The sequence below is a fragment of the Pacificoceanicola niger genome (assembly GCF_048553275.1).
Lineage (GTDB): Bacteria > Pseudomonadota > Alphaproteobacteria > Rhodobacterales > Rhodobacteraceae > Pacificoceanicola.
Genome location: NZ_JBLZMW010000002.1, coordinates 151,191 through 176,419 on the forward strand (window position 1 = coordinate 151,191; position 25,229 = coordinate 176,419).

Annotated in this window: 26 protein-coding genes; 10 read left to right on the forward strand and 16 right to left on the reverse strand. The window is 62.9% G+C overall.

Annotated features, from left to right (window positions below; translation table 11 throughout):
* Positions 1–90: 90 nt before the first annotated feature.
* The 5 genes from guaA to ACN2XU_RS03370 all read right to left on the reverse strand — a co-directional run bounded on the left by guaA (position 91) and on the right by ACN2XU_RS03370 (position 4,179).
* Entirely contained in the window at positions 91–1,647 is a 1,557-nt protein-coding gene (guaA, locus tag ACN2XU_RS03350) for a glutamine-hydrolyzing GMP synthase (RefSeq protein ID WP_419408985.1), read from the reverse strand.
* Between the two features lie 99 nt (positions 1,648–1,746).
* On the reverse strand, positions 1,747–2,430 hold the full coding sequence (locus ACN2XU_RS03355) for an outer membrane protein (protein WP_419408986.1): 684 nt from the start codon (positions 2,428–2,430) through the stop codon (positions 1,747–1,749).
* A gap of 154 nt (positions 2,431–2,584) precedes the next feature.
* Positions 2,585–2,722, reverse strand: a complete 138-nt coding sequence (locus ACN2XU_RS03360) for a hypothetical protein (RefSeq protein ID WP_419408987.1) — start codon at positions 2,720–2,722, stop codon at positions 2,585–2,587.
* A gap of 3 nt (positions 2,723–2,725) precedes the next feature.
* Positions 2,726–3,370, reverse strand: coding sequence for a delta-class carbonic anhydrase (locus tag ACN2XU_RS03365; protein WP_419408988.1), 645 nt, complete (start codon positions 3,368–3,370; stop codon positions 2,726–2,728).
* A 5-nt stretch (positions 3,371–3,375) separates the two neighbouring features.
* Positions 3,376–4,179 (reverse strand): delta-class carbonic anhydrase, encoded by an 804-nt coding sequence (locus ACN2XU_RS03370; protein ID WP_419408989.1) that lies wholly within the window; start codon positions 4,177–4,179, stop codon positions 3,376–3,378.
* A 275-nt stretch (positions 4,180–4,454) separates the two neighbouring features.
* Between ACN2XU_RS03370 and ACN2XU_RS03375 the strand changes: the two genes are divergently transcribed.
* Positions 4,455–5,999: a trimethylamine methyltransferase family protein gene (locus tag ACN2XU_RS03375; RefSeq protein WP_419408990.1), complete on the forward strand. Its 1,545-nt coding sequence runs from the start codon at positions 4,455–4,457 to the stop codon at positions 5,997–5,999.
* A gap of 46 nt (positions 6,000–6,045) precedes the next feature.
* Here ACN2XU_RS03375 and ACN2XU_RS03380 read toward each other — a convergent pair whose 3' ends face one another.
* Positions 6,046–6,333 carry a DUF6477 family protein gene (locus tag ACN2XU_RS03380; protein WP_419408991.1) on the reverse strand — a complete coding sequence of 96 codons (288 nt, stop codon included), beginning with the start codon at positions 6,331–6,333 and terminating at the stop codon, positions 6,046–6,048.
* Between the two features lie 256 nt (positions 6,334–6,589).
* Between ACN2XU_RS03380 and ACN2XU_RS03385 the strand changes: the two genes are divergently transcribed.
* The 4 genes from ACN2XU_RS03385 to ACN2XU_RS03400 all read left to right on the forward strand — a co-directional run bounded on the left by ACN2XU_RS03385 (position 6,590) and on the right by ACN2XU_RS03400 (position 10,700).
* Positions 6,590–7,684, forward strand: a complete 1,095-nt coding sequence (locus tag ACN2XU_RS03385) for a DUF6456 domain-containing protein (protein WP_419408992.1) — start codon at positions 6,590–6,592, stop codon at positions 7,682–7,684.
* A gap of 71 nt (positions 7,685–7,755) precedes the next feature.
* Positions 7,756–8,676, forward strand: a complete 921-nt coding sequence (locus tag ACN2XU_RS03390; protein WP_419408993.1) for a LysR substrate-binding domain-containing protein — start codon at positions 7,756–7,758, stop codon at positions 8,674–8,676.
* A gap of 273 nt (positions 8,677–8,949) precedes the next feature.
* Positions 8,950–9,900 (forward strand): lipoyl synthase, encoded by a 951-nt coding sequence (gene lipA / locus ACN2XU_RS03395; protein WP_419408994.1) that lies wholly within the window; start codon positions 8,950–8,952, stop codon positions 9,898–9,900.
* A gap of 179 nt (positions 9,901–10,079) precedes the next feature.
* Positions 10,080–10,700, forward strand: a complete 621-nt coding sequence (locus ACN2XU_RS03400; protein ID WP_419408995.1) for a VPLPA-CTERM sorting domain-containing protein — start codon at positions 10,080–10,082, stop codon at positions 10,698–10,700.
* Positions 10,701–10,759: 59 nt separating this feature from the next.
* Here ACN2XU_RS03400 and ACN2XU_RS03405 read toward each other — a convergent pair whose 3' ends face one another.
* The 5 genes from ACN2XU_RS03405 to hpt form a co-directional block, all read right to left on the reverse strand.
* Positions 10,760–11,998 carry a hypothetical protein gene (locus ACN2XU_RS03405; RefSeq protein ID WP_419408996.1) on the reverse strand — a complete coding sequence of 413 codons (1,239 nt, stop codon included), beginning with the start codon at positions 11,996–11,998 and terminating at the stop codon, positions 10,760–10,762.
* 98 nt (positions 11,999–12,096) lie between these two features.
* Positions 12,097–13,323 (reverse strand): hypothetical protein, encoded by a 1,227-nt coding sequence (locus ACN2XU_RS03410; protein WP_419408997.1) that lies wholly within the window; start codon positions 13,321–13,323, stop codon positions 12,097–12,099.
* Between the two features lie 665 nt (positions 13,324–13,988).
* Complete coding sequence (locus tag ACN2XU_RS03415; protein WP_419408998.1) at positions 13,989–14,873, reverse strand: c-type cytochrome; 885 nt, start codon at positions 14,871–14,873, stop codon at positions 13,989–13,991.
* A gap of 6 nt (positions 14,874–14,879) precedes the next feature.
* Entirely contained in the window at positions 14,880–15,335 is a 456-nt protein-coding gene (locus ACN2XU_RS03420; RefSeq protein WP_419408999.1) for a c-type cytochrome, read from the reverse strand.
* A gap of 256 nt (positions 15,336–15,591) precedes the next feature.
* On the reverse strand, positions 15,592–16,131 hold the full coding sequence (hpt, locus tag ACN2XU_RS03425; protein WP_419409000.1) for a hypoxanthine phosphoribosyltransferase: 540 nt from the start codon (positions 16,129–16,131) through the stop codon (positions 15,592–15,594).
* 70 nt (positions 16,132–16,201) lie between these two features.
* Here hpt and ACN2XU_RS03430 point away from each other — a divergent pair, with 70 nt between their 5' ends.
* Both ACN2XU_RS03430 and ACN2XU_RS03435 read left to right on the forward strand, forming a co-directional pair.
* Entirely contained in the window at positions 16,202–16,648 is a 447-nt protein-coding gene (locus ACN2XU_RS03430; RefSeq protein WP_419409001.1) for a type II toxin-antitoxin system RatA family toxin, read from the forward strand.
* Positions 16,649–16,752: 104 nt separating this feature from the next.
* A complete protein-coding gene (locus ACN2XU_RS03435; protein ID WP_419409002.1) occupies positions 16,753–17,133 on the forward strand; it encodes a hypothetical protein in 381 nt (126 codons plus the stop codon).
* Between the two features lie 62 nt (positions 17,134–17,195).
* Here ACN2XU_RS03435 and ACN2XU_RS03440 read toward each other — a convergent pair whose 3' ends face one another.
* The 5 genes from ACN2XU_RS03440 to ACN2XU_RS03460 all read right to left on the reverse strand — a co-directional run bounded on the left by ACN2XU_RS03440 (position 17,196) and on the right by ACN2XU_RS03460 (position 21,537).
* Positions 17,196–17,606, reverse strand: coding sequence for a VPLPA-CTERM sorting domain-containing protein (locus ACN2XU_RS03440; RefSeq protein WP_419409003.1), 411 nt, complete (start codon positions 17,604–17,606; stop codon positions 17,196–17,198).
* A 292-nt stretch (positions 17,607–17,898) separates the two neighbouring features.
* A complete protein-coding gene (locus ACN2XU_RS03445; RefSeq protein WP_419409004.1) occupies positions 17,899–19,077 on the reverse strand; it encodes an ammonium transporter in 1,179 nt (392 codons plus the stop codon).
* A 356-nt stretch (positions 19,078–19,433) separates the two neighbouring features.
* Positions 19,434–19,904 carry a CinA family protein gene (locus ACN2XU_RS03450; RefSeq protein WP_419409005.1) on the reverse strand — a complete coding sequence of 157 codons (471 nt, stop codon included), beginning with the start codon at positions 19,902–19,904 and terminating at the stop codon, positions 19,434–19,436.
* The gene (locus tag ACN2XU_RS03455; RefSeq protein ID WP_419409006.1) at positions 19,901–20,401 is read right to left on the reverse strand and encodes a phosphatidylglycerophosphatase A family protein; all 501 of its coding nucleotides are present in this window, start codon (positions 20,399–20,401) and stop codon (positions 19,901–19,903) included. The genes ACN2XU_RS03450 and ACN2XU_RS03455 overlap by 4 nt, the downstream gene beginning before the upstream one ends.
* Entirely contained in the window at positions 20,398–21,537 is a 1,140-nt protein-coding gene (locus tag ACN2XU_RS03460) for a bifunctional 2-C-methyl-D-erythritol 4-phosphate cytidylyltransferase/2-C-methyl-D-erythritol 2,4-cyclodiphosphate synthase (protein ID WP_419409007.1), read from the reverse strand. The genes ACN2XU_RS03455 and ACN2XU_RS03460 overlap by 4 nt, the downstream gene beginning before the upstream one ends.
* A 178-nt stretch (positions 21,538–21,715) precedes the next feature.
* On the opposite strand from ACN2XU_RS03460, the gene dusB reads away from it, so the two are divergent.
* The 3 genes from dusB to ACN2XU_RS03475 are packed head-to-tail and all read left to right on the forward strand — an operon-like array spanning position 21,716 to position 25,163.
* On the forward strand, positions 21,716–22,708 hold the full coding sequence (gene dusB / locus ACN2XU_RS03465) for a tRNA dihydrouridine synthase DusB (protein ID WP_419409008.1): 993 nt from the start codon (positions 21,716–21,718) through the stop codon (positions 22,706–22,708).
* Positions 22,708–23,793: a two-component system sensor histidine kinase NtrB gene (locus ACN2XU_RS03470; protein ID WP_419409009.1), complete on the forward strand. Its 1,086-nt coding sequence runs from the start codon at positions 22,708–22,710 to the stop codon at positions 23,791–23,793. Before dusB ends, ACN2XU_RS03470 begins: the two co-directional genes overlap by 1 nt.
* A complete protein-coding gene (locus tag ACN2XU_RS03475) occupies positions 23,793–25,163 on the forward strand; it encodes a response regulator (protein WP_419409010.1) in 1,371 nt (456 codons plus the stop codon). The genes ACN2XU_RS03470 and ACN2XU_RS03475 overlap by 1 nt, the downstream gene beginning before the upstream one ends.
* Positions 25,164–25,229 lie beyond the last annotated feature (66 nt).

A 25,229-nucleotide genomic window follows, 5' to 3' on the forward strand; every position in this document is an offset into this window, starting at 1 on the left:
AAGCAAGAGGCGAACAATCGTTTGCTGCGCGCTTTCAGTGCCGCGGAAACGGGCAGGTCGGGGCGCGGACAGACCCGCGCCCTGTCAGGCTCATTCCCACTCGATCGTGCCCGGAGGCTTCGAGGTGATGTCATAGGTGCAGCGGTTGATGCCCTTGACCTCGTTGATGATCCGGGTCGCGGTCTCGCCGAGGAAGTCGTGGCTGAACGGATAGTAATCCGCCGTCATGCCATCCACCGAAGTCACCGCGCGCAGGGCACAGGCGTAATCATAGGTGCGGCCATCGCCCATGACGCCCACGGTACGCACGGGAAGAATGGCGACGAACGCTTGCCAGATTTCATCATAGAGGCCGTGTTTGCGGATCTGGTCGATATAGATCGCGTCGGCCTTGCGCAGGATGTCGAGCTTTTCGCGGGTGATCTCGCCGGGGCAGCGGATGGCGAGGCCGGGGCCGGGGAAGGGGTGGCGTCCGATGAAATGATCGGGCAGGCCCAGCTCGCGGCCCAGCGCGCGGACCTCGTCCTTGAACAGCTCGCGCAACGGCTCGACCAGCTTGAGGCCCATCTTCTCCGGCAGGCCGCCGACGTTGTGGTGCGATTTGATCGTTACGGACGGGCCGCCACTGAAGCTGACGCTCTCGATCACATCGGGGTAGAGCGTGCCCTGCGCGAGGAATTCCGCCCCGTCGATTTCGGAGGCATATTTCTGGAAGACGTCGATGAAGAGCTTGCCGATGATCTTGCGCTTCGTCTCCGGGTCGGAGACGCCATCCAGCTCGCCAAGGAACAGCTCCTGCTCCTGCGCGTGGATCACCGAGAGGTTCATGTGGTCGCGGAACATGCCGACAACTTCTTCGGCTTCGCCAAGGCGCAGCAGGCCGTGATCGACAAAAACACAAGTCAGCTGATCGCCGATGGCCTCGTGGATGAGCGCGGCGGCGACAGAGCTGTCGACGCCGCCGGAGAGGGCGCAGATCACCTTCTTGTCCCCCACCTGGGCACGGATCTTCTCGACTGCCTCTTCGCGGTAGGCGCCCATGGTCCAGTCGCCCTTGAAGCCGGCCAGCCTGACGAAATTCTCGTACAGTTTTGCGCCCTTGGGCGTGTGGTGCACCTCGGGGTGAAACTGCACCGCATAGAAATGCCGGCTGGCATCGGCGGTGATCGCGAAGGGCGCGCCGGGGGAGGTGCCGTAGACTTCGAAGCCCGGGGCCAATTCGGCGACGTGATCCCCGTGGCTCATCCAGACCTGTTCCTGCTCCGTGCCATCGAACCAGCCGCCCAGCAGATCGAGCGGCTGTTTCGGTGTGACAAAGGCGCGGCCGAATTCAGCGGTGCCGTGGCCGGATTCGACGCGGCCGCCGAGCTGTTCCATCATGACCTGCTGGCCGTAACAGATGCCAAGGATCGGAACGCCGTAGTCAAAGATGTCTTGCGGGGCGCGGGGGCTGCCCTCGCGGGTCACGCTGTCGGGGCCACCTGAGAAGATGATGGCCTTCGGGGCCATCTCGCGGACCGTCTCCATGGTGACGGTCTGGTACGGGCGGATTTCGCAAAAGACGTCCAGTTCGCGCAGGCGGCGCGCGATCAGCTGCGTTACCTGGCTTCCGAAGTCGATGATGAGGAGGCTGTCATGCTGGGTCATGGTCCCGCTTTAGGGCGGTGCGGGATTTTGCGCAAGGGCCGTTGCGGCCTTGGTGTGAGGCCGTCGGCGCAGGCGGTGACCCGCGCCGACAAAACAGGCTTAGAAGTGCATGGTCACGCCGAATTCGAACGAAGTGAAATCGGCATCGACATCGGCGTAGGGGATGTCGGTCATGTAATCGTTCTTGTCAAAGGCGTGGTGGACAACCGCGCCGCGCAGCGAAACCCGCTCGGACACCATGTGCTCAAGGCCGAGGCCAAAGACGTAGCCATTTGCACGCTTGGTCTCGCCGTTGTTGCCAACCACTCCGGAATCGTCGGTGTAGGCGTGGACGTCCGCTGCCGCGAAACCGGCGAGGCCGAAGACCATGGTCTGCGGACCGACGGCATAGCCAAGACGCCCGCGAAGCGAGGCGAAACGGTCGATTTTCGCGCCACATTCGAAGCTTGCGTTTACGCAATCGTCAGAGCCGCTGATGTCGGCACCGGAGAAGGCGAGTTCCGCGCCGTAGATCCATTTGCCATTCTGCACGTTGTAGCCGAGCAGAAGGCCATAGCCCGTCCCGCTCAGGTTGCCCGTGCCGTCGCCCGGAAAGTTCGTATCGTTGCCGAAGTCGCCGGAATTCATGGACAGGGACAGGCCAGCGTAGGGGCCGGTCCAGTCGTGCAGGGGTGCCACGACAACCGGTGTCGGGGCCGGGGCTTGTGTGCCATCGGCGCTCGCGGTCGTGGCTGTGACAAGGCAAGCAAGGGCAGGGCATAGAAATTTGGCGGCATGAAACATGGTGATTCCCTTTAAATAAGTTATTACTGAAATATAAATCTCCTCAGGGGTGAATGGAATATGAATCGTCACGGTATCCGTTGAGCGATGCAAAATGGCAGCGTCGGCGGTGTGGCGGCGATACGCAGGGCTTGGTTTGCGGCTGCGCGTGGCGCTATTGGATCGGGGCCAGCAATTCCGGGGCGGTGACAAGTTGGCGCACGCCGTGGCTGTGATCCTCTTCGAAGCGGTTGCCGCGCCGGGCCCAATCATGCAGCGAAGCGATGTTGAGCCGGGTGCAGCGCGGGCGCACGGATCACGTCACCTGCAGCGGTGAGCAGACTTCCTGCGTATAGCTCGGACCGGTGGTGGAACCGGCAAAGACGACGGGCGAGCCCGTGCCGCCCGGCAGTTTCTTGGGCTGATGCAGGCCGTTCACTTCCCCGCCATAGGCGTAGTCGGTGAAGTCCAGCGCGGCCGGATCACTGACGACAAGAAACACCTGCGCCTCCACCCGCAGTTGCGGGTTGGCGCAGATTGGCGAAAGGCAGGCGCCAAGGCCGGGGCCGGGACCCACGTCGCAGGAGGAGTAGACCCAATGCACCTCTATAGTGTCGCCGGGTTTGACGCCGTGGAACGCGTCATGGCCGCCGCTGTGATCTTCCAGATCGGTGGCGCGCAGATCGTCGGTTTCGTTGCAGCGATACCCGCCGTGCTCCCCGGACCCGGCGAATACCGAAAAGCCCGGTCCCTTGTGTTCCGCATTGGTATGGGTGTGGATGTTGCACAGGTTCAGATCGTAAGACGAGGGGGCCAGTGCGAAGTGCCGCGCGTTGGTGCCGACGGCATTGGATATGTCGCGTGGTGTTTGCGGACCGAATCCGCGGCAATGGCTCTGCGCATAGGCCGGTACGGCCGCGAGGCAGAGCAGGGCACACAAGGTCCGGAGCAGCGCGGCCATGATCCTCATTCGATCGGCGCGAGCAGAGCCGGGCTGGTCACCAGTTGCCGGACGCCGTGGCTGTGGGTCTCTTCAAAGGCATTGCCAGCCTCCGCCCAGGCATCGAGCGACGTGATATCCAGCCGGGCGCAGCGCGGACGCACCGACCATGTCACCTGCATTGGCGAGCATGTCTGTTCATCATAGCTTGGTCCCGTGGTGGAGCCGCGGAAAACCACCGGGTTGCCGGTGCCGGTCGGCAGGGCATGGGCCTGATACAGGCCGCCGCGACGCGTGCCACGATAGGTGAAGTCCCGGAAATCCAATGCGTTGGGATCATTGACCACCAGAAAGACCTGCGACTCGACCCGCAACTGCGGGTTTGCACAGCTCTCTGACAGGCAGGAGCCAAGCCCCGGACCGGGCTGCACCGGGCAGGATGAGTAGACCCAATGCACCTCGATTGTGTCGCCGGGTTCCACCCCGTGGAAGGTGCTGTGTTCGTCATGGCCGCTGCCATGCGGGCGGCGCAGCTCCTCTTCGCTGAGATCGTTGCTGCCGGCGCATTTGAAGCCGCCATGCTCTCCGGGACCGGCATAGACCGAAAAGCCCGGTCCCATATGTTCCGCATTGGTATGGGTGTGGATGTTGCACAGGTTCATTTCCTGCGGCGGCGGCGCGAGATTGAAGCGTGACGTGTTCGTGCCGTGGCGATTGGAAATGTCGCGCGGTGTCTGCGGTCCGAATTCGGCGCAGATGGCAAGAGCCGGACCCGCGGCGAGGACAATAACACCGGCAAGGGCCGTTCGAAAAATGGCAGTGAGGCCCATCGCCATCGCTCCGCTCAGTTGCTTTGACACGCAGCAATACGCAGCCTCGGCTAATGTCGTCTTAAAGAGAAAATTGGAAAAATTAGGATCAGAGATGTTTGCCGCGCCCAGCCTGCCATTCACATGGATCATGACGAAAAAGATTGCCCCGATGTCGTTTTCGCCTGTCATTCGCCGGAATTTGATAACGCAGGCCGCGCGTGGCGGGCTACACCCGGTGCCACGGCGGGCCTCATGCGGGGCCTGCTTCCGAAACCTATGGGGATGGACAAGACATGTCAGAGGCAGGCGCGCGTAGACGGGCACGGGGTGGCGGCGGAGCTGCGCGGCGGGCGGAACGCACGTCGGTCGTGGTGGAAACGGCGCGGTTCATCGAGCGGAATATTCCCAATTTCGAAGTGCTGACCGAAGAGGCGCTTCAGATCATCGAGCATAACGCCGAGACGGTGCTCGAAGAGATCGGCGTGAATTTCGTCAACAACCCCAAGGCGCTCAAACTCTGGGAAGCGGCGGGTGCCGATATTGATGGCGAGCGTGTGCGCATCCCGCGCGGCCTTGCCCGGACGCTGATCAAGACCGCGCCGAGCCAGTTCACCCAACATGCCCGCAACCCGGCGAAGAGCGTAGAGATCGGTGGGCGCAACCTTGTGCTTGCCCCGGTCTATGGCCCGCCCTTCGTGCGCGACAATGACGGTGGACGCCGCTATGCCACGATGGACGATTTCCGCAAGTTCGTGAAGCTGGGCCAGATGTCGAAATGGCTGCACCATTCCGGTGGTACGGTGTGCGAGCCGACGGATATTGCGGTGAACAAACGGCACCTCGACATGTTGCATGCTCACATGACGCTGTCGGACAAGCCGTTCATGGGGTCCGTCACCGAGCCCAGCCGGGCGCAGGATTCCGTCGAGATGTGCGAAATCCTGTTTGGCAAGGACTTCATCCAGGAAAACACGGTGATGACCTCGCTCATCAACATCAACTCGCCGTTGACCTTCGACGATGTGATGATGGGGTCTTTGGAGGTCTATGCCGCCAACAACCAGGCCTGCATCATCTCACCGTTCATCGTTGGCGGGGCCATGGCGCCGGTTTCGGTGGCCGGAACGCTGACGCAGGTCTTGGCCGAGGTTCTGGCGGGCATCGCCTACAGCCAGCTGATCCGCAAGGGCGCGCCGGTGATCATGGGCGCATTCGTCACTTCGATCGACATGAACTCGGGCGCCCCGACCTTTGGCACGCCGGAAGCCGCGCATATCACCTATGGCGCGGGCCAGTTGGCGCGGCGTCTTGGTCTGCCCTATCGCTCGGCCGGATCGTTCTGCGGATCGAAGCTGCCCGATGCGCAGGCCGCCTACGAAACGGCGAACAGCCTGAATGTGGGCCTGCAGTCCGGCGTCAACTTCATGCTGCACGCCTGCGGCTGGCTTGAGGGCGGCCTTGTGGCGAGCTTCGAAAAGTTCGTCATGGACGCCGATCAGCTGGGAGCCCTGCATCACTTTGCCAAGGGCGTTGCCGTGGACGACAACGCGCAGGCGATGGATGCCATCCGCGAGGTCGGCCCGGGCGGGCATTACCTCGGGTGCGCGCACACGCAGGCAAACTTCAAGAATGCCTTCTGGCGCTCCGAGCTGTTCGACTACAAGCCCTTCGAGACCTGGTCCGAAGAAGGCGCGCGGGATACAACGATCCTCGCGGCGGCGCGGGTGCAGAAGTTGCTCGACACCTACGTGCAGCCGCAAATGGACCCGTCCATCGCCGAAGCCCTCGCAGGCTATGTCGCGAACAAGAAGGCTTCGATGTCCGACAGCTTCACCTGAGTGCACAGGTCCATGACCCTGGCCCGGCCCCACTGGCGTGGCCGGGTCACCCCCTTTGCTCGCGCAGCAACCGTGCCTCGCCCATGAGCGCGCAGAGCACCTCGATGTGGCGTGTCACGCTGTAGGTCGCGTCGTCCTGGCGGCGGCGCTCGTCGATATCCATCTCCAATTCCATCAGCTTCATCACGGCCTGGCCGGGACGGGGCAGGGCGGTGATGCCCAGTATCCGGCCGAGTTGAACCTCGCGCCGATAGTCCTGAACACCGATGCGTGCGGTGCGAATCAGAAGGCGCGGGCGGCGCAGATCGTTCAACAGTCCCAGTATGTCTTTCATCGTCTCTTCTCCGGTGGATTCGGTCTCCCGGAGCTGAAATTGACACAACCATCGACGGTGTTGCGCATTGATGCTGGAACGCGAACGATGGGTTACCACACTGTTTAGATTTTGCGACGAATTGTTGTGTCACACCCTGATTTTAACTTTGGAGTAATACACACACGCCTAGGTTGCGATTGGTCCATGGGGATAATTTTGTGGATAACCGATCGCCCGGGGAAGGGGAATCATGATCGAGGCCAGGGAAAGAAACATGGCGGCCTTGTTGCCGGACTGGGTGCCTGATGCGGCGCGCGTCTACCTCGCGCATACCGAGGAAGGCCATTCGATCCGCGAACTTGCCCGGCGGGCGGGGTGTCATGCCTCGACCGTTCTGCGGCAGGTGCGCCGGATCGAGACCCGCCGGGATGATCCTCTTATCGATGCTGCGCTGCGGCAGCTTGGCCGTGTTCGAACGGCCTGTGAAGCGATCCAGTCTAAAGGGGACGATGACGTCATGACTGCATTTAACGATATGCCGGTTGCACCGGATGAGAAGACCCTGTCGCGGGAGGCGCGGCGCGTGCTCCGGCGTCTGTGTGAGGCTGGCGCCATCCTTGCCGTTGCTGCCGAGATGGACAAGGCCGTGGTCGTGCGCGACACCGGCGAGGGCGGCAGCACCCGCACAGCCGTTGTTGACAGCTGCATCGCACAGGCGATGGCGCTGAAGGAGTGGATTGCCTGTGACGAGCCAGGGCGCATCTCGCGCTATCATATCACCTCCGCCGGTCGCGTTGCGCTGAACAAGCTGATGGCCGAACAGGAAAATCGCGTGCGTGGTTTTGCTGAGGCGCAGGCCGGTTTTGACACCGGGCGCGCCGCCGATGCGGCGCTCGAAGAGATCGACCGTGATCCGCGGGTCCGCAAGGGGCGCTTCATGCTGGTGGAAAGCCCGCTGACCGCTTTGTCACGGCGCCGCAACAAGGAAGGAAAACCCTTCCTGTCGGAGGCGTTGATATCCGCCGGAGAGCGGTTGCGCGAGGATTTCGAGCTGTCTCAGATGGAGCCGCGCACGACGCAGAACTGGGACCAATTTCTCACCGCTGGTGTGCGCAGCGCGCCGGGCAGCAAAGAGGACAAGGGACCAAGCGCCGCGCGCGCCCGTCTGGAAGCCGCGCTGCGCGATCTCGGGCCGGGTCTGGGCGATGTGGCGCTGCGTTGCTGTTGCTATCTGGAAGGTCTGGAAACCGCCGAGAAAGAGCTTGGCTGGTCCGCCCGTTCCGGTAAGGTCGTCCTGCGCATCGCGCTGCAGCGTCTGCGCCGGCATTATGAAGAGCGTGGTGCCGAGGGTGGCGATCTTATGGGCTGATCGCCGCGCATCCCGGCGGGTTCACCATAAGGCAAATTTCCATGGCTGGCGGTTTGCAATAAGATCCGCCCATGACCATCACACTCAGACAACTCACTTACTTCAAGGCGCTGGCCGAGCAGGGCAATTTTCGCCGTGCCGCCGAACAGTGCTTTGTCAGCCAGCCCGCGCTTTCGGTGCAAATTCAGGAGCTCGAACGCAACCTCGGGGCGCCGCTGGTCGAACGCCAGTCGCGCCGCCTGTTGCTGACCCCGCTGGGGCGTGAGGTGCTGGAGACCGCGCGGCGTGTCCTTTCGGAGATTTCCGATCTTGAACACAGCGCGCAGAACCGGCTCGGGCTTGGCGGCGTGCTCCGGCTGGGTGTGATTCCGACCATCGCGCCCTACCTGCTTCCCGAGGCGTTGGCGGCGCTGCGGGCGTCTGATATCTCGCTCGATGTACAGATCACCGAAGGCAAGACCGACCGCCTTCTCGATCACCTGGCCGAAGGCGGGCTCGATGCCTGTATTCTTGCGCTGCCGACCGAACGCAGCGGTCTTGAGGAGCGACCTTTGTTCACCGACCGGTTCCTGCTCGCGGGGAGTGCCGCGCGGCTCGAAGCGCTGGGCGATGTCATCAGCCCCGACGGTCTGAGCGATACGCAAATCCTGCTTCTGGAGGACGGGCATTGTCTGACCGATCAGGCGCTGGCGGTTTGCGGCCGGGATCGCGGGCATCAGCGTATCCACATGGGCGCCTCGTCGCTGCCGACGCTGACGCGGCTTGTGGAAGCGGGATTCGGCCTGACCTTGATGCCGGAGCTTGCGGCCCCGTCCGAGCGCGCCCTCGCGCCCGGTTTGTGCCTGCGCCGCTTTGATGCGCCGGAGCCGTCGCGCTCGGTCGGCCTTGTGCGCCGCGCCACGCGGCAGCAGGCGGGCTGGTTCGAGGAGCTGGCCCAGACGCTCGAAACGGTTGGCCGGGATCTTGTCGCCGCAGCGCAGACGGTCGCCTGAACGGGGCAGGCTGCGGACCGCCAAAGATCTGTCGCGCGCCTCTGGCCTCTGGCCTCTGTCTGGCTGCGACCTTTGCGCCTGCCTGCGGGCTGCATCCCGGCCATGCGCGCGGCGCAAACCCGCGCCAAACGTCTGAAATCGCCGCAAAAGGCGCAGGGGGCACTCATCAAACGTTGGGATGCGTCACGCGGCCTTCAGCCGTGCGGTACTGGTAAAACCCCCTGCAATTCTTTAATACAGAAGGCAACGTCACATCTTCGCGGGGAAAATACCGTGCGCGACCTCAAGATCCCGTCCGAACGCCATCCCGAAAAGGCCCACCGGCCCGACAACGCCCAGCCGAAAAAGCCGGACTGGATCCGGGTGAAGGCACCGGGCGGTGAAGGCTACAACACCACACGCAAGATCATGCGCGAGCACAACCTCGTCACGGTCTGCGAAGAGGCGGGCTGTCCCAACGCCGGGGAGTGCTGGAACCAGGGTCACGCGACCATGATGATCATGGGCGAGATCTGTACGCGCGGCTGCACGTTTTGCAACGTCGCCACCGGCAGGCCCGACACGCTCGATGCCTTCGAGCCGGGGCGCGTGGCCGATGCGGTGCAGAAGCTTGGCCTCAACCACGTGGTCATCACGTCGGTTGATCGTGACGACCTGGAGGATGGCGGTGCAGAGCATTTCGCCCAGACCATCCGCGCCGTGCGTCACCGCTCGCCCGGCACTACCATCGAAATCCTGACACCGGACTTTCTCAAGTGCGACGACAGCGTTCTGGAAACCGTGGTCGCGGCAAAGCCGGATGTCTTCAATCACAACCTGGAGACCGTTCCGGGCCTCTATCCGACTGTCCGCCCCGGCGCTCGCTATTTTCATTCCCTGCGCCTGCTGCAGCGGGTCAAGGAGCTGGATCCGGCGATCTTTACCAAGTCCGGCATCATGGTCGGCCTTGGCGAGGATGCGCAATCGGTGCGGCAGGTGATGGACGACATGCGCGCCGCGGACGTGGATTTCCTGACCATCGGCCAGTATCTGCAGCCGACGCCGAAACACCACCGCGTCGACCGTTTCGTCACGCCGGAGGAATTCGCATCCTATGAGAAATCCGCCTACGGCAAGGGGTTCCTGATGGTCTCCTCGACGCCGCTGACGCGCTCGTCCTACCACGCCGGGGATGATTTTGCCCGGCTGCGCGATGCACGTGAGGCCAAACTCGGCCGCGCTTGACACGCAAGCCGAGCAGGGCAAACAGCCAGCCCGCCGGATGTTGACCAAACCGGCAGTGCCCGCTCATTGAACCGGCGCGTCACAACCGGTCGGACCATAAATCCGTTGACAAGATCGACGGATCGGACACAGCTATGGGGCATTGTTCTTCAGGATTCCGTCAACAGGATTGCTTCCACATGCTCCGTAGTTTTTGCCTTTATGCCCTTGCGCTTTTTCCCGCCGCCGCCAGTGCCGCAACCCTTGCCCCGACCGGCTACTCTTATCTCGTCGCCCCGAATTCTTCCGGTTCTGCCTATGAGGATGATACCTACAACGGCATCACCGGCGAGCTGACCGATGGCATAAGCGCGACGGCAGATTGGCATGTGACTGACGGGTCGGGAATAGTCGGACCGAACGTCGGGTGGAACAATGTGAATCCGACGATCCAATTCACCTTCGATCAGGTCTATGACTTCGGTACGATGATCGTAAACATGCAGGACGGAAAAGGGGCGCATGGGGTAGGCTTGGCCAGCAGCATCACGGTCAATGGGCTGACGTCGCCGACACTGATCGGCAATGGCACCAGCGCGATCACCGGCTGGGATGTCACAATGGACCTGAGCGGCCTCGCGCCGACAGACACTCTGACCGTGACGGTCACGCGCGGCTACCAGTGGACCTTCCTGTCGGAATTCACCTTCACCGGGGCGGCGCCCTCCGAGGTGCCGGTGCCTGCGGGCCTGCCGCTGCTGCTTCTCGGGGTTGGCAGTCTCGCCGCGCTGCGCCGCCGCAAGCCCAGAGGGCGACTTTGACTTGAGCGCGCGGGGGGCGGCAGGAAAGCGGCCCCCTTGTCTCGCAGGTGCCGCGTCGTTCAGTGTGCCGATCTGGCCGAGGCCGGCTTCGCTGGGTCCTGATCCTGCGCGATCAACGCTTCGAGCCGCGCGAGCCGCGCCAGAATGGCGGCATTCTCCTGCGCCTGCGCCTCGATCACCGCCTGCTGCTCCAGTGTATAGAGCGTCAGCTCCTCGATCTTCCTGAGCTGTGCCAATTGCATCTGCGTCAGATCGAGCCCGTCCCGGGTCACGTCCGCCGCCGAAGGCACCTCGGGCAGGTGGCCATTTTCTGAAATGAAGTCAGATACTTCCGAAAGGGGGCGCAGCGCGTAATCCGCATCGAAGACGTAATCCGGTACGTTGAGCGCGGTGGCCCCCACGACAAACCCGCCCGGTACCGTCAGCACGCCATCGGCGCTCAGGGTCATCTCCGGCCCGTCCGGCACCGCATCGGCGATGATGAAGCGGTGCGGGGTCCTGTCTTCATGGGTGAAATACCATGTGGTTCCGGCCCCCGTGTTCTCCAGCGAGAAATACGAGCCGCCATTGTTGCGCATGGTGAACAGGCCCCGGACGCCCGGAACGCCGCTGACGTTCTGCACGATGATCCCCTGCTGGCCGTCGGTGGCCGTGTCGGCGGAGTTGATCTGCAGCGGGGATTGCGGGTTGGTCGTGCCCATGCCGATCCTGCCGTCGAACCTCACCCACAATGCCCCTTCCGGTGCATTGTCCGCGATGCGGAACGGGTAATTCAGCGTTCCCCTGTCCTGCAGGCGGAACCCGCCATTGGCGAAGGTGATCATCCATTCCGAGCCGCCAAAGGTATCCTGCATCCGGATCTTGCTCGGGCTGGCCGTCACGATATGCAGATCGGCCTGCGGCAGTTCGGTGCCGATGCCCACCTTCCTGTCCGGGGCAAGCACCAGGGTCGAAGAGGACGCGGCGGCCTTGATCGTCATGACTTCGAGCCCGGTCGACGCGTCGATGAACATCAGCTGGTCTTCGCCGCCCGCGTTTGTGTCATTGGCCTGTATCGCCCAGTCGTTCGACGCAAAGCCGCCAAAGTTCGAGGTATCGTCAAAGAGGAGCCGCGTGTTGTTGGCCTTGATCTCGATCTGGTTGTAATTGCCGTTGAAGGATTCGCTGATAGCGCAATTCGCGCCCACGCACAGGTTGTTCAGGATGCTGGGATTGGTGGTCGAGAGCACTTCGGCGAAACCGGAGCAGGGGAGTGCGGCGAGGACGGCGATGCGGGTGCTTTGCAAAATCCGGGACATGGCGATTTCCTTTGAGCGGGCAATCGGAGCGCAGGGGCCGTCGCCGGCCTCCCAATGCGGCAACCATAGCACGAAAGGGATCGCAGGTCGCCGCCGGGTCAGTCCCGCGGCAACAGCCCTTCAAGCCGGGCCAGCCGTTCTGCCTGCGCGTCGATGAGCGCCTGCTGCTTGAGAATATAAAGCGTCAGCTCCTCGATCTTTCGCAGCTGCGCCAGCTGCATCCGGGTCAGATCAAGCCCGTGCTCGGTCACATCCGCCGCCGAGGGGACATCCGGCAGGTGTCCGTTCTCGGCGATGAAGCGGGAGACCTCGGACAGGGGCCGGAGCGCATACCCCTCGTCAAACACGTAATCGGGCACGGTGAGCATCGTACTGCCCGAAATAAAACGCCCCTGCACCGTCAGATCGCCCTCTGCCGTCAGGGTCATTTCCGGCCCGTCCGCCACATCGTCGGTGATGATGAAGCGGTTGGGGGTGGCGTTTTCATGGGTGAAGTACCAGGTCGTGCCGCTGTCGGTGTTTTCGAGCGTGAAATAGCTGCCGCCGTTGTTCTCCATCCGGAACATCTCGCGGACGGCGGCGGGGCTTTGGTTGGTATTCTCGACAAGAATGCGGGCGGTGCCATCGTCGCGCTGCACATGCAGCGGCGCGGCGGCCGCTGAGGGGCCAATCCCGATTTCGCCATCGCCAAAGACCGACAAGGCATAGGTCGGTGCCTCGGCGTTGACCCGGAATGGAAAGGTGCCCGCCAGCTCGTCATGCACGACAAACCCCCCTGGGGCGAGATAGAGATCAAAGATCCGCGGCGTGGGCGCCGAAGCATCCAGCTCAAGCCGGATCGTAGGGCTGTTGCTGCCAACCATATGCAAAGCCTTTTGCGGCAGGCTGGTGCCCAGCCCGACATTGGACGCTGATAGGACCAGCGCGCTCTCCCGTGCCCCGCCCTGAACGGTGAAAGGGATATTGCCGGTTTCCCCGTCCTTGATCGAAAACCGCTCCAGCCCGCCGCTGTCGGGTTCATTGACCACCAGCTTCCAGTCGCGGTCCGGAAAGGGCGGGCTGGAGCTGTCGACAAAGGTGAGCGACGGGGTCGCATCGTGCAGCTTCAGCGTCACATCGCTGCCAAAAGTCTCATCGCTGGCGCAGCCATTGCCAATGCAGGTGTCCCCGTCCAGCACGCTGACGTCCGTTACAAAGAGATCCGCCTCGGCGCTGTTGCTGTCGGAAATCGCCACCCCGCTGCTGAATGTGTCCTGCGCAGTGGCGGGTGGGGCGAGCGCGAGCGCGCAAAGGCCGCAGGTCGCAATCCGTGTCAAATCAATCATATCAAATCTCCCGCCACCCGCGCGGGGCCGGATGGCCAAAATTCCGTAGCATGTACGGCCCAACCCCGCCCGGCCGTGGGCGCAAGGCTAAAGCGTTTCGCGAAAAACCTGAATCATAAAAAGCGCCGTCAGGCGCTCGCTGTCTCGCGGCTTTTGTGACGCCGGGTGTTTCGGATCGTGAGGGAAAACGCTGGTGCGGCGCCTGTCAAACTGCATGCAGCGGGAACAGGTCGGCCATTTTCAAGAGCGTCTAAAGTCAGATCCTCGGCCCATAGCGCAGCGTGGGGTGCGTCTATTCCGCTCCGCACCGGAACCGGTTTCCTGCATCTGGCTCTTTGAGACGCTTGGCGAGCCCTTGTGCGGATCCGCCGTCGGCCTTGCGATGCCGGGACCGATCTGGCGACCGCTGTCCGGACCCGGGCCCCCCGGCCTTGACCGCCCTGGCGCGGGTCGGACCGCTCGTGGTTTCTGAGCCATCTTCAAACAAAAGCCGCAGGCTGTTGCCATGGGTTTCAACTATTTGAATATCCGAAAGAAAATATCACGGTCCTCGTATCCGGGTCCGGCACGGGGGTTTTTCGCGATGCGGCACTGCTGCATCGTGCCTGCGGACTGCATTTGAAGCCCGCAGGCACGCGCGCCCCGCTCAAACGCGAGGGCGCGGCTTATTGCGGTGTAGGCAAAGCCTTGACATAGGCGGCCACGGCTGCGCGGTCGGCTGCGGATAGCTTGGAGAAATTCTCCACGACCTCGGCCATATGTCCGCCGACGCTGTCGTATTCGGGGGTAAAGCCGCTTTCGAGGTAGTAGGCTACATCCTCCGCCGACCACGTCAGCGTGTCCGGTGTCAGCGCCGGGATGCTGCCCTGACCGGAGGGGTTCGGGGCGCCGGCCAGCCAACGGCTCTTGTCGAGACCGCCGAGTGTATTTCTTGGTGTATGGCATTCCCCGCAATGTGCCAGCGTTTCAACGAGGTACCGACCGCGCTCGCCGCCCGCGTCTTCCGAGGCCGCCATCACGTAATCGTCGCTGTAGAACAGCAGCTTCCAACCGCCAAGACTGCGCCGGATGTTGAATGGAAAGCCCACATCATGCGGTTTCGATGGCGTGGCATCCGGCGGCAGGGTCTGGAAATAGGCCCAGAGATCCGAAACATCCTGAAGCGCCATCTTGGAGTAGGCGGTGTAGGGGAACGCGGGGTAGTAATGCTGGCCATCGGGTGACGTGCCCTTGAGCACCGCATTGGCGAATTGCTCGAAGGACCAATCTCCAATGCCATGCTCCGGATCGGGCGAGATGTTCGGCGAATAGAACGTGCCGAAGGCTGTCTCGAACGCCTGGCCGCCGCTCAACACGCTCTTGTCCTCGGCTTTGGGGGCGTGGTGGCACGAGGCGCAGCCCGCGGCGGTAAAGATCACCTCGCCGTGCTGCGCGTCGGCCTCAAGCCCCTGCAGCCGTGCCGCGTCCACCGTCTGTGGCGCGGTCAGCACCCATGCGATCCCGGCGCCGGCAACCGCCGCCAGGACCAGCCCTGTCAGGACATGTTTCATGCCCGATTACTCGGGGGCGCGGTACGTGTCATGGCACGCCTTGCAGGCGCCGCCAAGCTGGCCAAGCGCCGGACCAACCGCGTCCTTGCCACCGGCCACGACATTTTGGGCCGAGGCGGCGGCTTCGCCAAGTGCGGCCCACTTCGATTCGAAGTCGCCGAAGTTTTCCCAGATCGCCGGTTCCGCGCGGGTGCCCTCGATGCTCATGGCGTCCGTGCCTTCGGGGAACAATGTCGCCTGGTGGACCATCGAAACGCCGACAATCGAATCTGCAGCCGCCTGCGCCGCGTCGGCATTGTACTCGATCGACCCTTTGGCCATGCCGCCCAGCACGCCGAGATTCAGCGCGAGAATGCGAAATTGCCCCTGACGGGCCTTGAGAACGGCTTCGCTGTCTTGTGCAAAAACGGCGGTGCCACCGAGAATGGAAAGCGCGGCGAGGCAAGCGATGGTTTTCTTCATGGAAATCTCCCTTTGGTTGTCTGTCTTACGGCAATCCGATGGAGGCAGAATGTCGCAGAATGCCGGATCGGTATACCCCAAGATTCACACAGACGTGTGATCATGCGCGGAAAAACCGCTAAAGTGCAGAGCGCTTGTCCGATGCGTGGCGCCGAGCGTGGCAACCAAAGGCCGTGCAGGATCCGCTGCCCCAAAGCGCCGCCCTTGCGTAGGGCGGGGCTGTGCCCCGCAGCCTCCCCGGGGCCATGGCGGCGCGTCACTGCGTGAACCGGACTTTCCCGATAAAGGGCAGGTTCCGATTTCTTTGTGCATAATCAATGCCGTATCCGACGACAAACTCGTCCGGGATCTCGAACCCGGTCCAATCCGCCTTGACCTCCACCTCGCGCCGCACCGGTTTGTCCAGCAGGGCAATGGAACGCAAGCGGTTCGGTTTGCGCGCCTTGAGCAGGCCCAGAACGTGTTTCATGGTAAATCCGGTATCTATGATGTCTTCAACCACCAGGACGTCGCGCCCTTCGATGCCGCCGCGTAGATCCTTGAGGATGCGCACTTCGCGGCTCGTTTCCATCTCGTTGCCGTAGGAAGAGGCCTCAAGGAAGTCCACCTCCACGTCCAGATCCAACTCGCGTACAAGGTCAGCGATGAACACGAAGGACCCGCGCAGCAATCCCACGACCACCAGCTTGTCGGTGTCGGAAAACTCGCGCTCGATCAGGCGGCTGAGCTCTTCGATCCGGGCCGCGATGCGTTTGGCCGAGATCATCGTATCCACGACATAAGGTCGCTGTGGCATGTCCATCCCCTTGAAAATCCGTGCGTTACATACGACATCTGGACGCAGACCCACAAGCCAAAGGGGCGCCATGCCGACCCACTCCGAGACCCGCCACCTGCCGTATACCGCACAGCAGATGTACGACCTTGTCGCCGATGTCGGCAACTATCCGAAGTTCCTGCCCTGGACGTCGGCGGCGCGCATCCGCTCGCGCGAGCAGGAGGGCGATCATGAAGTGATGCTGGCGGATCTGGTGATCAGCTTCAAGGTTTTCCGCGAGCGCTTCGGCAGCCGCGTGACCCTCTGGCCTGACGACAAAACGATCGACACCGAATATCTCGACGGTCCGTTCAAGCATATGATCTCGAAATGGGGATTCACCGATTGCGCCGAGGGCGGCGTCGATGTGTCCTTTTTCGTCGACTTCGAATTCAAGAACCGCCTGTTGCAGGGGGCGGCCGGCATGTTCTTCTACGAGGCCATGCAGCGCATCGTCCGCGCCTTCGAACGCCGCGCCGCGGAACTCTACGGCTGAAAGGCGGCGTTAACCACGCGCCGCGAAACCGGGCGGGTTGCCAGATTTGCGCCGCATTTGACTGAAAACATTAACCGTCAAGACACACTTCGACGGAGAACGTCATGAACGTCAGTCAGCCATCCGCAGTCACCAGCGTCCGCACCATGGAGTTGCAGGCGCGCCAGCCTGAGCCGGAAAAACCGATCCGCCCCGACGCGCCGGAACAGGACAACGCCACGCGCGCCGATTTTGGCGGCAAGGAACCCGTCACCGACAGCAGTGGCAGCTACGGCGACGCCGCTGCCGCCGCCTCTTCGGCGCTGTCGTTTGGCGGCGGACAGCCAACAATGGTCTGGGAAAAGGCCGACGCCGCCGATGACTCCAAGGACGCAACGCAGAAGATTCAGGAAACTGGCAAACAGATCGCGGCCAAGGAGGGCTTTGGCGCATCGGCGCAGGCCGGTCAGACCGCTGGCAATCCGACGGTTGATATCCTGGCCTGACGATCGGAACTGCCAGTGCAGGGGCGGCGCACCGCAAGACGCCGCCCGGCATTATGGCCATGTCAGCCTTTGCGCCGACGCCGCATCGCGTTGGCGAGACCAATCGCGCCCAAAAGCATCAGGCCGGATGCCGGCAACGGCACGTCCGACACGCTCGGAACTGCCGACAGAGCGTATCCGCTGGTCCAGGTTACATCGTCGTAGAAGCTGGATTGGGAGGAGGGAGAGTACCGCGCGAAACCCAGACTGCCGTCTCCGTTGTAGATCCCGACCGAGGTGTCCTCGATATAGTTTTCCGCGATACCGAAGCGCCCCCATTGCGGCACCGGGAATGTGCCGCCGACGTCGCGAAACCCGATTTCACCACCCACCCGCACATCCGCGATGGTGAAACGGGTGCCCGTGGCCGCATCCGCGAAGTAGAATGCGCTCAGCACGGTGTTGTAGACGTTACACCCAAATTCACAGAGCATTCCGCTGCCAAATATTCCATCGTCAATTTGCACCCATCCCAACGTTCCTGCGGACGTGCTTGTTGCTGTGAACTGGATGGTTGCAGCCTGCGCTGCCCCGATCGGCAAAGCCAGACAAGCGGCAAGAACGCATCGTTTTATAATCGTATTCAAAACAAGTTCTCCTGGAAAACGCGGTGCCCGCGCACAGCGGCGCTGAGCTTATCAAGTCTTGGATGGCGGGCAACTGAAATAAAGAACCCCCCGAAACACGGAGCTTCGGAGGGTCTTGGGTTGGTGTCTTCACCGCGGCTTAGCTCGCGTGATCGTAGGCTCGCTCGCCGTGGGCCGCGATATCCAGTCCGCTGTGCTCGGTTTCGGCATCCACGCGCAGCGGAGTGATCGCCTTCACAACGAAGATCAGCACCACCGTCACCACGCCGGTATAAACGCCGACGATTGCCAGTGATCCAAGCTGCGCCGCCCAGGATCCTGCGCCGAAGACCGCGATCATGATCGTGCCGAAGATGCCGCCGACGCCGTGCACCGCAAAGACATCGAGCGTGTCGTCGATCTTCAGGGTTTGTCGGACGAGGTTCACGGCCTCCTGACACAGCACGCCCGCGATTGCGCCGATCACCAAGGCTTCGATCGGGCCGACAAAGCCGGAGGCCGGGGTGATGGAGGCCAGGCCTGCGATGGTGCCGGTCACAATGCCGACAACGCTGGCACGGCCGAATTTGATCTTTTCCCAAAGCGCCCATGTCAGCGACGCCGTCGCGGCCGAGATATGCGTTACGGTCAGCGCCATGGCCGCGCCGCCGTCGGCCGCCAGCTGCGAGCCGCCGTTGAATCCGAACCAGCCGACCCAGAGCATGGCCGCGCCGATGAAGACATAGCCGGGATTGTGCGGCGGGTGTTTGGCATCCCGGCGCGGCCCGAGGAAAATGGCGATCAGCAGTGCCGCAAGGCCAGCGGTTTCATGCACGACGATACCGCCTGCGAAATCGCGCACGCCGGTCTCGCCAAATATCCCGCCATCGGACAGGAATCCGCCGCCCCAGATCCAATGGGTGACGGGGGCATAGCACAGCAGCATCCAAAGCGCCGAGAACAGCAGCACAAAGCCAAAGCCGATCCGCTCCACATAGGCGCCGACGATCAGCGCCGGGGTGATGATGGCGAAGGTCATCTGAAAGGCAAAGAACAGGACCTCGGGCAGGGTGCCCGACAGGGTGTCCGCGTCGATCCCCGTCAGAAAGGCCTTGCCCAGGCCGCCCCAGACCGCATTGCCGTCCCCAAAGGCGATGGAGTAGCCAAAGGCCAGCCAAAGCACACTCATCAGGCAGGCGATGGCATAGCAATGCATGAACACGCTGAGCACGTTTCGCGCCCGCACGAGTCCGCCATAAAACAGCGCCAGCCCCGGCAGCGTCATGAACAGCACCAAGGCCGTTGCAACGATGATCCAGGCGGTATCCGCTCCGTTCATATCTCTTCCTTCCCGTATCCCATTCTTGATTGCGGGCGTTTCTCGCGGATTCGAACGCGGAAAAAACCAACTTTCTGGATTGCGGCAGGTGAAGATGCGGGCAGTTTGTGAAACGCCTTTATTTTGTGCTCAAAATTCTGCCGATGCCCCTTTTGAGGGCGGTATTTGAATGGTTTTGTGGCGTTCAGGACGTAGAAAATCGCATTTCACGAATCTTTTTCGATGAAAAACTATGCGAACTGTGCGGTGCCCTTGATTGCCTGTGTTGGCTTTATGAGCGGGGTGCGTGTGCCTTGGGATGCCCTCTCGGTTGGTTGTCGTCGCTGACAACCTGTCAGAAAACCGGCCAGATCAAATCAACCCAGGCCGTCCAGAAGCAGCCTCAGGGCATGCTTTGTGGCCGCCTGCCGCACATTTGCGCGGCCCAATGCGCCGTGATCAATGGTTTCGGAGCGCAGCCCGTCCACGGTTGCGAGCGCATAGCAAACCCGTCCCTCGGGCTTGTGCTCCGAGCCGCCGGGCCCGGCGATGCCGCTGATCGCCACGGCCACATCCGCCCCGGATTTCGTCCGCGCGCCTTGCGCCATTTCGCGGGCGACCTCTTCGGAGACGGCGCCATGTGCCTCCAGCGCAGCGCGGGAAACGCCAAGCATCTCCTGCTTTGCATCGTTGGAATAGGTGACAAAGCCGCGCTCGAAGATGGCGGAGCTTCCGGCGATATCGGTTATAGCGGCGGCGACCTTGCCGCCGGTGCAACTCTCGGCGCAGGTCACGGTCTTGCCCGCCGCCAGAGCGACGTCCAAGAGTTCTTTCGCCAGGTCGCTCACATCAGCACCCCGTGCGCCAGCGCCGCGAACAGGATGCTGATGACCGCCGCGAACAGCCCGGCGAAGACGTCGTCCATCATCACGCCCAGTGGCGTGCCCATCCGGTCCGCGCGGCCCACCAGCCAGGGCTTCCAGATGTCGAACAGCCGGAAGAGCAGGAAGCCGGAGACCCAGCCGGGCCAGAGCCGGTGCACCTCGACGCCCATCATGCCCGCGCCATAGGCCACCGGAAACAGCGCGATCCACATGCCGACCACCTCGTCGATGACGATCCAGCCGGGATCGTGGTCCGGTCCGGTCTCGGTCGCTGTCTTGGTCGCGAGCCAGCCGACATAGAAGACAAGCGCCGTCAGCGGCAAAAGCAGCCAGAAGCCCCCGATTAGCAGGATTGCATAGGCTGGCGGCAGGGCGGCCAGCGTGCCCCATGTGCCGGGCGCGGGTTTGAGATAGCCAGCGCCGAAAAAGGACGCGATGAGGTGGGCGGTCTTCGGGGTCATGGCTTCACCAGGGTGGCTGTGGCAATCGCGGCGATGCCCTCTTCGCGCCCGGTAAAGCCCAGCCGTTCGGACGTCGTTGCCTTGATCGAAACGCGGTCCTTTTCGATGCCGAGGATGTCCGCCATGGCCTGCATCATCGCCTCTGCATGCGGGCCGACCTTCGGGCGCTCGCAAATCAGGGTGCAATCCACGTTGGAAAGGGTAAAGCCCATGGACGCAGCCAGATCCCGCGCGTGCCGCAGGAAAATATGGCTTTCCGCGCCCTTCCACTGCGGATCACTTGGCGGGAAGTGGCGTCCGATGTCGCCCTGTGCCAGCGCGCCATAGATGGCATCGGTGACCGCATGCATGCCGACATCGGCGTCGGAATGCCCCTTGAGCGCGCGGTCATGCGGCACCTTTATGCCGCAAAGAACGACGTGATCGCCGTCTTCGAAGGCATGTACGTCAAAGCCGTTGCCGAGGCGGATATCCATGGCGTCTCCTTTCAGGATCGCGGTGGCGCGGGCGAAATCGTCCGGCGTGGTGATCTTGAGGTTCCTCTCATCGCCCGGCACGATGGCGACGTCCAGCCCCGCGGCGCGGGCAATCTGTACATCATCGGCGGCCTGCGCGGCGTCGGGCAGCCTGCGGTGTGCATCGAGAATGGATTTGAAATCAAATCCTTGCGGAGTTTGTGCGCGGTAAAGGCCGGTGCGGTCTCGGGTCCCGGCCACCTTGCCTGCGACACCAACCCACAGGGCGTCGGTGACCGGCAGGGCGGGCGCCGCGCCGGGGTGCCGTGTCAGCGCGTCCTGCACCGCGGTGATGACCGCAGGGGGCGTGCAGCACCGCGCCACATCCTGGATCAGAACGCGATCCGGGGCCTGCTCCGCCAGCGCTTCCAGCCCGGCGCGCACCGATCCGACCCGCGTGTCTGCGCCCTCGACAAGCGTCACGGGCAGGCCATTGATCGCATTTTCAGCAATTTCGCGATCAGCGGGGTGAATCACCATCACCAAGGGTCCGACATGGGCAAAGGCCGCCGCCGTCCAGCGGGCCACGGGAGATCCCGCAAGGCTTTGCCATTGCTTGGGAATATCCCCACCGGCCCGCAGCCCGCGCCCCGCTGCGACAAGGATTACCGCTGTTGTCATCTGGCCCCCCGGTTTGCGGGTCCATGTCTAGTTCGCTCCGCACCACGGCGCAATCCAGCACGGCTGTTTGCCTATTTTTTGGGCAACCGCTATTTAACAGGGCGACGGCGCGGCGCGACTCATTGAACGGGAGTCTGTGGCGGGCTAATTCATGAACAAAAGCACAAGGAACAGGCGCTTGAGCTTCCGCCTCAATGACAATGACATAAACCCTCCGGTGCTGTTGGCGCCGCTGGCCGGAATCACAGATCTGCCGTTCCGCACCCTCGTGTCGCAGTTCGGCGCGGGCCTCGTGGTGTCGGAGATGATTGCAAGCGGCGAGTTCCTGTCCAAACGCCCTGGCACCCGTGAGAAGGCGGAGCTCGGCGCGCGGATCGAGAACACCTCGGTGCAGATTGCGGGCCGTGCCCCGGGGCCCATGGCCGAAGCCGCGAAGATGGTCGCGGACATGGGCGCGCGGGTCATCGACATCAACATGGGCTGCCCGGCGAAGAAGGTGACCGGCGGCTGGTCCGGCTCGGCGCTGATGAAGGCGCCGGATCACGCGCTGCGTTTGATCGAGGCGGTCGTCGATGCGGTTGATGTCCCGGTAACGCTCAAGACGCGGCTCGGCTGGGACGACGACAGCCTCAATGCTCCGGATCTGGCGCGCCGCGCCGAAGGGGCCGGTGTTCAGATGGTGGTCATCCATGGCCGCACGCGGTGTCAGTTCTACAAGGGTCGCGCCGATTGGGCGGCGATTTCCGAGGTGAAGTCTGCGGTGCAGATACCCGTGATTGCAAACGGCGACGTGGTGGACGGGCCTACGGCGCAAACCGCCCTGGCGCAATCCGGCGCGGATGGCGTGATGGTCGGGCGCGGGGCGCAGGGTGCGCCCTGGGCCTTGGCCGCGATCGCGTCGACGCTATACGGCACAGCGGCACCGGTGATCCCGACTGGCCGGGCGCTGGCCGATATGGTTTGCGGTCATTACGAGGCGATGCTGGATTTCTATGGCCCTGAGCTGGGCAACCGCGTCGCGCGCAAACATCTGGGTTGGTACATGGATCGGGTGGGCACCGAGAGTGCGCTGCGGCGGGCTGTGTTGTCCGAACGCGCCCCGGCGACGGTCCTTGCGCATCTGCCCGAAGCGATGAACCGGCCTTTCGTGCCCACTGGAGCGGCAGCGTGATGGAAGAAGAAACAGAAGCGATGATCTGGTCCTCCCTGCCGGTGCCCGCGATCCTGATCGATCCGGACGAGAACATCGGCGATATGAACCCGGCGGCGGAAGGGTTTTTCAACAATTCCGCCAAGTGGTTGCGTGGCCAACCGATCTGGGACCGGCTGGCGGTCGATGCACCGCTGGAGGCCAGCCTCGGGCGGGCCCGCGAGCACGGCACACCTCTGTTCGTGAATGATGTGGATGTCGGAACAGGCAGCCGCGCGCCGCTGGTCTGCAACTTGCAGATCGCGCCCTTGCAGGGGCGCGACGGCTGGATGCTCATGCTGATTTCGCCGCGCGAATTGGCCGGGCGGATGACACAGAGCCACTCCGTGAAGTCCGCCGCCAAATCGGCCATCGGCATGGCGGAAATGCTCGCCCACGAGATCAAGAACCCGCTGGCGGGCATCGCCGGTGCGGCGCAGCTGATTTCGATGAACCAACCCAAGGAAGACCTTGAGCTGACCGATCTGATCGTGGCGGAAACCCGGCGCATCGTGAAGCTTCTGGAGCAGGTCGAGCAATTCGGCAATCTCTCCGCGCCGGAGCGTCTGCCGGTCAATATCCATGATGTGCTGGACCGGGCGCGGCGCTCGGCGGCGCTGGGGTTTGGCGCGCATATGAAGATCATGGAGGATTACGACCCCTCGCTGCCCATGGCGCTCGGCGATCCCGATCAGCTGCTGCAGGTGGTCTTGAACCTCATCAAGAACGCCAGCGAGGCGGGCGACGTGAAGGAGGGTGGCACGATCCGCCTGCATACCTTTTACGATCACAGTTTCCGCACCCGCAAATCCGATGGGTCCAGGCTGTCCCTGCCGTTGCAGATCGAGATCATCGACGATGGCCCGGGCCTCCCGGATGACATCCGCGGCGATATCTTCGATCCCTTCGTATCGGGACGGGAGAACGGCACCGGTCTTGGCCTCGCCCTGGTGAGCAAGATCATCTCGGATCATGACGGCTGGATTTCCGTGGACAGCGTGCCCGGCAAGACGGTCTTTCGCATTTCATTGCCCCGCTATCGCGGGGAGCCCAAGGAGAAGACATAATGGATGGCACAGTCCTTGTCGCAGATGACGACCGCACGATCCGGACGGTCCTGACCCAGGCCCTGACCCGCGCCGGGTGCAAGGTTCATGCAACCTCCAGTCTGACCACGCTGATGCGCTGGGTGGGTGAGGGAAAGGGTGATGTGGTGATTTCCGATGTCATGATGCCCGACGGCAATGGCCTCGAAATGCTGCCCAAGATCAATGAGGACCGCCCGGACCTGCCGGTCATCGTGATCTCGGCGCAGAATACCATCATGACCGCCATTCAGGCCGCCGAAGCGGAAGCCTACGACTATCTGCCCAAACCGTTCGATTTGCCGGATCTGATGAAACGCACGGCCAAGGCCCTGGAAAACCGGGGTCGCGCGCCCCGGCGCGAGGAGACAGTGGTGGGTGCCGATGAGCCCGACGAGTTGCCGCTGGTGGGGCGCACCCCCGCGATGCAGGCGCTCTACCGTCTTGTGGCGCGCGTGATGAATACCGATCTTCCCGTGCTTGTCGCGGGCGAGAGCGGCACCGGCAAAAGCTTGATTGCGAAGGCCATTCACGACTTCTCCGACCGCCGCACGCTGCCCTTTGTGACCGTCACGGGCGCCGATCTGGCCGATCTCGAAGGCCCCGCCAAGGTGCTGGCGCGGGTCAAGGGCGGCACGCTGCTGATCGACGAGATCGCGGATATTTCCGACGAGGTGCAGGCGCGGATCGTGCGCATGATGGACGTGCCGGGCGAGCATGTGCCGCGCTTCATGGCCACCACGCAGTATGACCCCGGTTCGCTCATGGACGGCGGCAAGGTGCGGCAGGACCTGTTCTATCGCCTTGACGGCGCCACCATCACCGTCCCGTCGCTGCGCGAGCGCGTCGAGGACATCTCCCTGCTGGCTGATCATTTCTTTGCCCGCACCGAACGCGAAGGCGCGCCAAAACGCTGGCTGTCGAAGGATGCGGCCGAGCTGTTCCGGGTCTACAGCTGGCCGGGGAACGTGCGGCAGCTCGAAAACGCCGTGCGGCGGCTCAGCCTGACCAGTCTCGCCGAGGAAATCACCCGCGCAGAGGTTGAGTCCGTGCTTGGCAATCAGCCGGAAACCGGACCGGTGCTGCAGGGCGGTGATGCCGAAAAACTGGGCGCTTCGGTCGCGCGGCACCTGCGGCGGTATTTCGATCTGCACGGCTCCATGTTGCCGCCGCCGGGGCTGCATGGGCGCATCATCAAGGAGGTCGAAGGCCCCCTGATCGAGATCGCATTGGAGGCAACCGGCGGGAATCAGGCAAAATGTGCCGATCTGCTCGGCATCAACCGCAATACCTTGCGGAAAAAAATTACCGACCTTGATATTCGCGTGACACGACGCCGCAAGTTGATGTAAAAGGGCCACATAACTGTGGCACCCTCGCCATGACTTGAGGGGAGATCACAAAATATGGCGGTCGCT

Excerpts from the sequence above, each read along its gene's own strand:
- guaA (WP_419408985.1), bottom strand. The coding sequence starts at position 1,647 with ATGACCCAGCATGACAGCCTCCTCATCATCGACTTCGGAAGCCAGGTA.
- ACN2XU_RS03355 (WP_419408986.1), bottom strand. The coding sequence starts at position 2,430 with ATGTTTCATGCCGCCAAATTTCTATGCCCTGCCCTTGCTTGCCTTGTC.
- ACN2XU_RS03365 (WP_419408988.1), bottom strand. The coding sequence starts at position 3,370 with ATGGCCGCGCTGCTCCGGACCTTGTGTGCCCTGCTCTGCCTCGCGGCC.
- ACN2XU_RS03370 (WP_419408989.1), bottom strand. The coding sequence starts at position 4,179 with ATGGGCCTCACTGCCATTTTTCGAACGGCCCTTGCCGGTGTTATTGTC.
- ACN2XU_RS03375 (WP_419408990.1), top strand. The coding sequence starts at position 4,455 with ATGTCAGAGGCAGGCGCGCGTAGACGGGCACGGGGTGGCGGCGGAGCT.
- ACN2XU_RS03380 (WP_419408991.1), bottom strand. The coding sequence starts at position 6,333 with ATGAAAGACATACTGGGACTGTTGAACGATCTGCGCCGCCCGCGCCTT.
- ACN2XU_RS03385 (WP_419408992.1), top strand. The coding sequence starts at position 6,590 with ATGGCGGCCTTGTTGCCGGACTGGGTGCCTGATGCGGCGCGCGTCTAC.
- ACN2XU_RS03390 (WP_419408993.1), top strand. The coding sequence starts at position 7,756 with ATGACCATCACACTCAGACAACTCACTTACTTCAAGGCGCTGGCCGAG.
- ACN2XU_RS03400 (WP_419408995.1), top strand. The coding sequence starts at position 10,080 with ATGCTCCGTAGTTTTTGCCTTTATGCCCTTGCGCTTTTTCCCGCCGCC.
- ACN2XU_RS03405 (WP_419408996.1), bottom strand. The coding sequence starts at position 11,998 with ATGTCCCGGATTTTGCAAAGCACCCGCATCGCCGTCCTCGCCGCACTC.
- ACN2XU_RS03410 (WP_419408997.1), bottom strand. The coding sequence starts at position 13,323 with ATGATTGATTTGACACGGATTGCGACCTGCGGCCTTTGCGCGCTCGCG.
- ACN2XU_RS03415 (WP_419408998.1), bottom strand. The coding sequence starts at position 14,873 with ATGAAACATGTCCTGACAGGGCTGGTCCTGGCGGCGGTTGCCGGCGCC.
- ACN2XU_RS03420 (WP_419408999.1), bottom strand. The coding sequence starts at position 15,335 with ATGAAGAAAACCATCGCTTGCCTCGCCGCGCTTTCCATTCTCGGTGGC.
- hpt (WP_419409000.1), bottom strand. The coding sequence starts at position 16,131 with ATGCCACAGCGACCTTATGTCGTGGATACGATGATCTCGGCCAAACGC.
- ACN2XU_RS03430 (WP_419409001.1), top strand. The coding sequence starts at position 16,202 with ATGCCGACCCACTCCGAGACCCGCCACCTGCCGTATACCGCACAGCAG.
- ACN2XU_RS03435 (WP_419409002.1), top strand. The coding sequence starts at position 16,753 with ATGAACGTCAGTCAGCCATCCGCAGTCACCAGCGTCCGCACCATGGAG.
- ACN2XU_RS03440 (WP_419409003.1), bottom strand. The coding sequence starts at position 17,606 with ATGCTCTGTGAATTTGGGTGTAACGTCTACAACACCGTGCTGAGCGCA.
- ACN2XU_RS03445 (WP_419409004.1), bottom strand. The coding sequence starts at position 19,077 with ATGAACGGAGCGGATACCGCCTGGATCATCGTTGCAACGGCCTTGGTG.
- ACN2XU_RS03455 (WP_419409006.1), bottom strand. The coding sequence starts at position 20,401 with ATGACCCCGAAGACCGCCCACCTCATCGCGTCCTTTTTCGGCGCTGGC.
- ACN2XU_RS03460 (WP_419409007.1), bottom strand. The coding sequence starts at position 21,537 with ATGACAACAGCGGTAATCCTTGTCGCAGCGGGGCGCGGGCTGCGGGCC.
- ACN2XU_RS03470 (WP_419409009.1), top strand. The coding sequence starts at position 22,708 with ATGGAAGAAGAAACAGAAGCGATGATCTGGTCCTCCCTGCCGGTGCCC.
- ACN2XU_RS03475 (WP_419409010.1), top strand. The coding sequence starts at position 23,793 with ATGGATGGCACAGTCCTTGTCGCAGATGACGACCGCACGATCCGGACG.